This is a genomic window from Brevundimonas sp. KM4 (assembly GCF_000964075.1).
Lineage (GTDB): Bacteria > Pseudomonadota > Alphaproteobacteria > Caulobacterales > Caulobacteraceae > Brevundimonas > Brevundimonas huaxiensis.
The window spans coordinates 1-5,897 of sequence record NZ_JZRG01000037.1 but is presented as its reverse complement, the minus strand read 5'-3'; the positions used below and the strand labels follow the sequence as shown (position 1 = coordinate 5,897).

The window sequence follows — 5,897 nt, the reverse complement described above, 5'->3', positions numbered from 1 at the left end:
GGGATCAGCAGTCGTTCCCGCCGCTAGGGCGTTTCTATCGTGACCTTGCTCGATGAGAACATAAAATACCCGCCCGCGGTTCCTATGTAATCCTCGCCGCGATTTGAGATGCCATTCGATTACGGAACGGCGTTGATGGCGACGAGGGCTGTCCGTTCAGGACACCTCGCGCCTGGTGAGGCTGGACGCGGTTCTTTCGACCCTCAAACTCGACATGCTGGAGGATTCCTTGGCCTTAACCATCTGGCTGAAGCCTGGCGAGGAAGTCATGATCAACGGGGCTCGGGTTGAAAATCTTCAGCCACACAAAATTCGCCTGCAGTTCAACAATACTGTGCGGATGTTACGCTCCAGGGATCGCTTAGAGGTTGTCGGGCAGCCTAGCTTCGCGGAGGCGATTTACACCCAGGCGATGTATCTTAGCGGCGGTGAAGATGTGGGAAACGCCGCCACACTGAAGGCTGCGATATGTCAGCTCCAAGTCGCGCCTGAGCGTGAAGAAATATACGGAAGCGGTGTCGACGCAGTCCTTGATCGGGTCAGCGCGCATGCCGAGGCGGGACAATATTATGAAGCCATGGTGGCGGCTAGAGATCTGATTGCTGCCGAACAGCCCAATCATCCACTACTTCCGAGGTAGGCAGATTTTGCCTCGGGGACCCGGCACATCGTGCCTAGGTGGCGCAATGTGCCGACCGTATGCGCAAAGGAGAGATTGATTACAAAGAACTTTCTGGAGCCGTCCGCCCGGCCTGACATTTGAACGCTCCGATGTGAGCACAAGGCTCAGGCGTCAGAATGGCGCTGCATTTCCAGAAGGACTACAGGCGTATGGCGCTGAACAGCATCAACACCAACACCGGCGCTCTCGTTGCGCTTCAGAACCTTAACCAAACCAACCGCGATCTCACGGTCGCCCAAAGCCGGGTGAACACGGGCCTCAAGGTTTCATCGGCTAAGGACAACGGCGCTATCTTCGCTATTGCCTCGGGGCAACGCGCAGAAATGGCTGCTCTCGATTCCGTCAAGCAATCCATGCAACGCGGGCAATCGATTGTCGATGTCGCTATGGCGGCCGGCGAAACCGTCACGAGCGCGCTCACGGAGCTAAAGAGCCTCGCAGTCGCGATTGCGGACGCTCCGGCAGCGAGCGACACACTCTCCAAGCTGAACGCGGATTTTGACGCCATCGTCACTGAAATTGGCTCGGCCCTGCGCGGCGCCAAATTCGACGGCGTGAACCTGTTCGACGCCAACGCGGCCGCGATCAACGTGCGGAGTTCTACGACGACCGCGTTCGAACTCAAGCCAATCGCCGCTGCTAGCACGACGGCTGCGACGATGGGCCTTCCTGCGGGGACGCGAACGGTGACGGCCGTAGAATCCGCCATCAGCAGCTTCACCTCCACCTTGGCGGATTTGGGCACCAAGTCGAAGTCGCTCGACCGCCAGCTGACCTTCACATCGAAGATGCAGGACGCACTCGAAACGGGCATTGGCAACCTGGTCGATGCGGATCTGGCCAAAGAAAGCGCGCGCCTCACCGCACTGCAGACCAAGCAGCAGCTTGGTGTTCAAGCGCTGTCGATCGCAAACCAGTCGTCGAGCATCGTGCTCAGCCTGTTCCGCTAGTAGCGGCTGGCGGGCGCGGTTCGCCGCGCTCGCTTCTTTTCTCGCACACAGAGTCTTGAGCGAGATCACCGGGCGTCAGAACGGCGCCTCTTCTCTAGAAGGAATTAAAATATGGCGTTGAATTCCGTCAACACCAATACCGGAGCGCTGGTCGCGCTTCAAAACCTCAACCAGACCAACCGCGATCTCACGGTCGCTCAATCCCGGATCAACACCGGCTTGAAGGTCGCTTCAGCCAAAGACAATGGCGCTATATTCGCAATTGCCTCTGGTCAGCGTGCGGAGATGGCGGCGCTGGACTCCGTCAAGCAGTCGATGCAGCGCGGGCAGTCAATCGTTGACGTGGCCATGGCTGCCGGCGACACGGTGATGAATGCTTTGACCGAGCTGAAGAGCCTTGCCGTAGCCATCGCCGATTCTGGCAAGGATGCGGCTACTCCGGCAAACTTGAATGCCAACGGCAAGAAGTTGACTGCCGATTTCGAAGCTATTCTGGGCGAAATCCACAATGCCTTGAATGGCGCAACGTTCGATAGCGTCAACCTCTTCAAGGCAAATGGTGCTACGGCTCTATCCGTGACCACCAACACCTCAGGCGGCACCCTGGTTCTCAAGGCAGCCAACGGAGCGGCTGCCGGCTCTTCGATCCTGTTCGGCGGCGCCTTGGATGCAACGACTGGCGCCTTCACCAAGGCGGCTGGAGCGGCGGACACCGGCGCTGGGTACACCGTTGCGAACGTGGATGCGGCCATCACTGCCTTCACGTCGACTTTGGCCGATCTCGGCACCAAGTCGAAATCGCTTGATCGCCAACTGACCTTCACTTCGAAGATGCAGGACGCCCTGGAAACGGGCATCGGCAATCTCGTTGATGCGGATCTTGCGAAGGAAAGCGCTCGACTGACCGCCCTCCAGACCAAGCAACAGCTCGGCGTCCAGGCGCTTTCGATTGCCAATCAATCGTCGGGCATCATGCTTAGCCTATTCCGCTAAGCGAACTTTCGGAGGCGGCTTCGACCGCCTCCGACTCCTTTGTCTGATCCAGCCATCATGGCGCTTCAAGGAGCCGCTACAATGGAGGTGTTTCCCCCGACGCAAGCGTCGGTGACAGGAAGGCTTGATGCCGAACCCATCGTTGTCTCTGCGTCGCCTCTCGCGCTCAAAATTGGCGTAGAACGAAGCGCCAACAACCCTGGCGCGTCCCGGTTGATGATCGAGGAGCGTGACGGAGGTTACGTTTACAAGATTTATGATCCTCGAACTGGCGAGATCATCCGTCAGGTCCCTAGCGAGCAGCTTCTGCGCCAGCGCGAAACCCTGCAGGCAGCCGCGGAGGCGCTAACACGCCCTCACGCCCCCTCCCCCCTCCTTGGCATCTTAATTTGATGTCAGCGGACAGCCCGGCGCGCGATTGTCTCACGGGCATAGGAGGGTTTTCTTGTGCTCCCGGGAGCTTGGGGCAGCCATGCTGCCCCCCTGTCAGCCGACACCAGAACGTATCGACGCGTTGTCAGCTCATTAGTTCGGCCTGCGGTGCCGCAAGGTGATGTCGTCCACGTGCGCGATGATCTCCCCGGACGGAGCAGCCCCGCCCCCCATCAAAACCGCGCCGAACGCGACCACCACGTTCTCTTCGTCGACAAGCGCCAGAAATAGACGCTCCCACTTGCCCACACGCAGCGGCAAAACCACCGTCTCACGATTGCGCAACCATTGTCCTGACCGCGCCAGATGCACCGCCACGGGGGTTTGGGAAATGACGTTGGTCGGGGCATAGTCGACGCCGTCGAACCCCGGTGATCTGTCGAGCACGATGGTGAATAGAGTTGTCGACAGGGGCACGTCGTCGCCACGAAGGCGATCAACCGGCCCAACGTCAGCCGCGAAGCGGGACATGGGGAAACCTATAGCTTGTGGGTGGAAGGGCCGACGCTCCAGCGCCCAGCCTCAGAGCCATAATGCCAGGCTAATCGTCGATAGCAAGAAACGCGACATTGGCGCGCTCGGGCGGGCCCCGCGTTCACGACGCGCGCCGTTCGTTCTGCACCCAGCCCTTCAGGCGACGACAGTTCGGTCCGACCTCCAGAGCCTAAGAAGACGCTCTAGATGACCGGCCCGCGAGAAAAGGCACGATCAAGGAACACGGCCACCTCTCCCATTCCAAGGCAGCCCGGCCGCCGGCCGCAGCCTTGGCCCGCACCTCCTGCAGCAACAGCTCGCGTTCGAGGTAGGCGGCGGCCCGAGCATAGTCTTTGCTATGAGGGTTATCGGGTACGCCAGCGCGGGCACGAAGCTCCTCCAGCGCCCGACTTCCTTTGATCCGGTTGGCTCTATCGCTGATCACGCGCACATTTCCCGGCACATATCCCAGGCGAGGCACGATCCGATCCAGCGAGGGGGAGTTGGGGGCGCGTTTAACGCCGACAGTAAGGGGAATGTCGAGGACGGGACAGATCTCGGGAACCAGCACCGTTTTCGAGGGAAGCGCAAACGGCACACCCAATCGCGCCGCACGGCGACGCGCCCGTTCCCAGATCGCATGTCCAGGCCGTTCCCTTGCCCGACGCCGGAGGTAACCGCGCATGTAGGCGGCATTGCATTCGCGGCAGGCGGCCCGATGAAGGGCGGCGCCGTGGATGGGACATTCATTGGGCCTTGCGAATCGGGTCATAATGATCTCCGTTGTCATAACGACTCCAAAGGGCCAAACTTGTGTTAATGAGTCAAGTTTAATTAGCTATGGCAGAACGATCTCATCCGGTTGGTCACCCCACGGGCGCGCAACTACGTGCAGCACGGGCCCTTGTGAGGGTGACCGTTGCCGCGCTCTCACAGGTCTCGGGGTTGGCGCCAGGCACCATCAATCGCGCCGAATCCGTCGACGGTCCGGCCCCGATCAATGCAGCCAACGCGAAGCTTTTGGTGCGGGTTTTGGAAGATGCGGGCGTGGCGTTTGTTCGCGCCGACGAGCACGGCGGCCCCGGCGTTCGCCTCGTTGTCACGAACTGAAGCACCCCTTGAGGGAGAAGCAAACCCTCAGCCTCTCAGGCCGCGTAGTCGTTCGAAAAGCCGATGGCCCGATAATTATCGTTTTTTTGCCAGTGCTCGCGTGAATTTCCACTCAAATCTGGCTTTTTAGCGGTGAGTTCCTGCCGTCACAGGATCCATTTTACTATAGGTAGCTGTTAAAGGCTATTTTGTTAAGGTAAATGTGCGCGTTTTGCTTGCGTCAACGCCATTTTTTGATCTGAATAGTTGAAAGTTGGAACGCCGATTTGTTCCACCCTCACAGCCAACATGGCGCAGATTAGAAAAGACGGTAATGTTCAAATCCCGACTAGGAGACTTCATTCAAACCCAGACCGATCCGGAAGGGCCCGATCTGGTGTTCTATTGTGTTCCAGATGAGGAACGCCCGCCCCATTGGGTGGCGAAGCGGCGCCTGCCGGCAACCGGCATGCGCGACGGCTGCCCCTACACGTCCAAGCTCGCAACGCTGATCGAACGCGACATCAAGTTGTTCGACGACCAACTGGAGCTGTACCGCAAACGCGCGGCGCTCTCTTCGCCTGGCGGCGACCGCTCCGTGGCGGCGCTGGCCGAGCTTTATCGGATCGAGGGTCGCAAATCGCGGTGCTATGCCGATCTGGTGCCGGAATCCAAAGCGCGCGTGGACTACAACATCAAGAAGCTCGAGCGTTGGTCCGATGACAATGGTTCGCCGTCATTCGCCACGATCGACCAAGTCGCCCTCACTGAGCTCTTGGAACTGTACAACGACCGCCCGTGCCAGAAGGTGCAGATGCGCGTGGCTTTGAGCCACCTCCTTGAGACGGCGAGGCTGTGTGGATGGCGCGCTGACAATCCGATGGAGCAGGTTCGCGTCCCCCAACCCAAACTGCCTGCGCGTGACTTCTGGTCTGACGCGGACGTGGCCTTGATGATTGCGGGGGCCCGCGAGCTCGGACATCCCGGCCTCGCCGGTGTGATCGAGTTCTTGAGCGAGACGGGTCAGCGCTACCGCGACGTCATCCGTATGCGCCACGGCCATGAGTATTCGGAAGGCTACCTGTCTTTCAGACAGAGCAAACGCGACGCGAGCATCAAGGGCAAGGTGCAGACCCGCCTGGTCGAGCTCATCAAGAAACAGCAGATCGCGGGTTCGAATTTTCTCTTCAACCACCCGGGAACCGGAACGGGTTACACCAGCTCTCAGCTCCAGTACGCCTTCGGCAGGGTCCGGTGATCTTCCCCCGTAAAAGTGG

Annotated in this window: 7 protein-coding genes; 6 read left to right on the top strand and 1 reads right to left on the bottom strand. The window is 59.6% G+C overall.

Annotation, left to right across the window (positions count from 1 at the left end; translation table 11 throughout):
* Positions 1-175 precede the first annotated feature (175 nt).
* From VH88_RS14390 to VH88_RS14375, 4 genes are all read left to right on the top strand, one after another.
* Complete coding sequence (locus tag VH88_RS14390; protein ID WP_045811858.1) at positions 176-640, top strand: flagellar biosynthesis repressor FlbT; 465 nt, start codon at positions 176-178, stop codon at positions 638-640.
* Between the two features lie 158 nt (positions 641-798).
* Entirely contained in the window at positions 799-1,632 is an 834-nt protein-coding gene (locus VH88_RS14385; RefSeq protein ID WP_304413320.1) for a flagellin, read from the top strand.
* A gap of 111 nt (positions 1,633-1,743) precedes the next feature.
* Positions 1,744-2,625, top strand: coding sequence for a flagellin (locus VH88_RS14380; RefSeq protein ID WP_045811857.1), 882 nt, complete (start codon positions 1,744-1,746; stop codon positions 2,623-2,625).
* 81 nt (positions 2,626-2,706) lie between these two features.
* The gene (locus tag VH88_RS14375; protein WP_156146871.1) at positions 2,707-3,018 is read left to right on the top strand and encodes a flagellar protein FlaG; all 312 of its coding nucleotides are present in this window, start codon (positions 2,707-2,709) and stop codon (positions 3,016-3,018) included.
* 132 nt (positions 3,019-3,150) lie between these two features.
* Here the strand turns inward: VH88_RS14375 and VH88_RS14370 are convergent, their stop codons facing one another.
* Positions 3,151-3,528 (bottom strand): hypothetical protein, encoded by a 378-nt coding sequence (locus VH88_RS14370; protein WP_045811855.1) that lies wholly within the window; start codon positions 3,526-3,528, stop codon positions 3,151-3,153.
* Between the two features lie 915 nt (positions 3,529-4,443).
* Between VH88_RS14370 and VH88_RS14365 the strand changes: the two genes are divergently transcribed.
* Together VH88_RS14365 and VH88_RS14360 are read left to right on the top strand one after the other, a co-directional pair.
* On the top strand, positions 4,444-4,641 hold the full coding sequence (locus VH88_RS14365; RefSeq protein ID WP_231576704.1) for a transcriptional regulator: 198 nt from the start codon (positions 4,444-4,446) through the stop codon (positions 4,639-4,641).
* Between the two features lie 313 nt (positions 4,642-4,954).
* Positions 4,955-5,878 carry a hypothetical protein gene (locus tag VH88_RS14360; protein WP_045811853.1) on the top strand — a complete coding sequence of 308 codons (924 nt, stop codon included), beginning with the start codon at positions 4,955-4,957 and terminating at the stop codon, positions 5,876-5,878.
* The last annotated feature ends 19 nt before the right edge of the window (positions 5,879-5,897 follow it).